This window comes from SAR324 cluster bacterium, assembly GCA_029245725.1.
Taxonomy (GTDB): Bacteria; SAR324; SAR324; order SAR324; family NAC60-12; genus JCVI-SCAAA005.
This window is the reverse complement of the sequence record JAQWOT010000261.1, coordinates 1-2,553: the sequence shown is the minus strand read 5'-3', so window position 1 is coordinate 2,553 and position 2,553 is coordinate 1. Positions and strand designations below refer to the sequence as shown.

Sequence of the window (2,553 nt, the reverse complement as noted above, 5' to 3'; positions counted from 1 at the left end):
GCGAAGCTGCCAAGAAGAAGCTTCTGGATTCCAAGGAGTGTATCGGGTGTGATTTGAGAGGCACAGATCTGTCTGGAACCACCCTGCGGGAAGCAAATCTCACCAGAGCCAACCTCTCCGGAGTTAGCCTAAAGGGTGCCTATCTGGTAAGAGCCGACCTGTCTGATGCGAATTTGCAGGGAACCAATTTTTGGGATGCGAGCCTCCGCAAGGCAGACGTCTCTGGTACAGATGTAAAGGAAGCCTTCCTGTGTAATACCTTCATGCCCGATGGGTCGGTCAACAACCGGGACTGTGAAAAAACTGAGCAGAGTTCATCAGAACCACAACTGGATAAATTCCTGAGTGGCGAAGCTGCCAAGACACAACTCCTAAAGACTAAGAAGTGTATCGGGTGTGATTTGAGAGAAGCCAGCCTCAATAGAGCCAACCTGACTAAAGCCGATCTTGATAGAGTCAATCTGAGTAGAGCCGATCTTAGCAAAGCTAGCCTGAGTGAAGCCGACCTAAGCGGGGCTAGCCTGATTAAAGCAAACCTGAGTGGAGCCAGCCTGAGTGGAGCTAACCTGAGCGGGGCCAACCTCAATGGAGCGGACCTAAGTGAGGCTAGCCTGATTAAAGCAAACCTGAGTGATGCTAATGCGAAGGGAGTTACACTAATTGGATCCACTCTGCGCTATGCTAACTTAGAAAGAAGCATTCTGAGCGGAAATCTGAGCGGTGCCGACCTAAGTGGAACTAACCTGCGCACAGCCAATCTTTCGGGAGCTGATCTTAGTGAAGCTAGTCTTTATGGAGCCACGTTCTGCAACACCACCATGCCGGATGGCTCCACAAACAACAGAGACTGTGATTGGAATTCCTCCGCACAATCTTCCACAAAAGTTATAAAAGGCAACTCTGCTGATACAGGCATCTCGAGTCCTCCAGAGAAAACCGATCAGCAAATTATTGGAAGAGGGATGGACTACTCGACTTATCAAGCTGTGGAGCAAAACAGTTCTGATGTAATTGGCTGTGGCTTCTTTCATGTGGGTTGTGAAGAGAAAGCACTGACTTTTCCAAATTACCAACCAAATTTTCATCTCAAGAGCTATCGAAGAATGAACCTTTGGGGTAAGGATCGGCCATGGACAGATACTGAACTGGAAGTTGATAAAGGAGATCGAGTCTATTTCTATGGGACTGGGGAGGTCACTATTTGTGGAAATTGTTCAATGGAAGGTCCAAGAAATTTACTTTCAGGTTTAATTGATCTGAAAGTCGGTAAAGGTAGTAATCGTGATGGTTGGCTGAATAATTTTCAGCGAATACACGCGTTTACTAAACAAGTGAAATCAGTAGGAGAGGCATTCCAAGCTAGCTACAACATGATTTTTGAAGGTGAACTTTACCTTACTGTCAGAGACGGTGGTAAATATCCTCCCACTAAAAATTTACACGATGACAATTCAGGAGTCTACGTCCTCGATATTTTTGTAGTTGATCCAAATCAAGAAGAGAGCTTCAATCGTTTTAAGGATGCCCTTTTTGCGGCCAACCCCAACGATGCTAACGTGAAAGCCTACTTGGGGCGCCGCTGATAACTTGAAGACTTTATGAAAACAAGATCCTTCCAAATCAGATTTCTACTCAGTCTCACTTTTTGGCTTGGCGTTTCCTTAGTGGGCTTGGCTTCGATTGGTGCACAAACTCGAGCTGTCAAACCAGTCCGTATTGAGGCAAAGACTGCGCAGAATGGAACCGTATCCTATATTTATTCAGAATCCCATGCGCTGGTGATTGGGGTAAGCCAGTATCGTAACGGTTGGTCCAATCTCCCAGGAGTTCAAGAAGATGTGGAGGAGGTCAGTCAATCTCTGAAAGCGAATGGCTTTCAAGTAACTACCATCAAAGACCCAGGGCTTGATGAGTTAGAAACTGCGATTGAAGATTTCATCTTCGAAAAAGGTGCAAGGAATGAAAATCGGCTACTGATTTACTATGCGGGTCATGGACACACAATGACGTTGGGCTACGGTGGAGAGATGGGTTTTCTAGTGCCAGCAGATGCTCCAGTGCCAGAAAAAGAGAATCAAATTCGATTTCAGCGTAAAGTGCTCAGCATGCAAAGAATTGAAGAAGTTGCCAAGAGCACCTCAGCCAAGCATGTTCTCTTCATGTTTGATGCTTGTTTTGCAGGTTCTGTTTTTCTTGCAACAAGAGCGGCCCCAGCCTACATCCAACAGAACACCAAGGAACCTGTTCGTCAGTTCATAACTTCTGGTAGTGCCGAGCAGGAAGTGCCGGACAAGAGCATTTTCCGCAGAGCTTTTGTGGATGCACTCAATGGCAAAGCGGACTATGACAAGGATGGCTACCTGACAGGAACTGAGTTGGGCGCCTACATTCAGAAGCGGACGGCAGAGGACTGGGAGGGAAGGCTAACTCCTCAGTATGGAAAATTGCAGGACCCAAACCTGAACAAGGGAGACTTTGTCTTTGAGCTCAGTAAGCCAGAAGTAGTTAAGCCTCCACCAGCAGAGTCGGTTCCTGTAGCGCCCCCACCAGATT

At 46.9% G+C, this 2,553-nt stretch carries 2 protein-coding genes; both read left to right on the top strand.

Annotated features, from left to right (window positions below; all coding sequences use genetic code 11):
• On the top strand, positions 1 to 1,583 hold a 1,583-nt coding region (locus P8O70_14635; GenBank protein MDG2198086.1), incomplete at its 5' end, for a pentapeptide repeat-containing protein.
• A gap of 15 nt (positions 1,584 to 1,598) precedes the next feature.
• Positions 1,599 to 2,553 (top strand): caspase family protein (locus P8O70_14630; GenBank protein MDG2198085.1); only part of this gene is annotated, 955 nt, incomplete at its 3' end.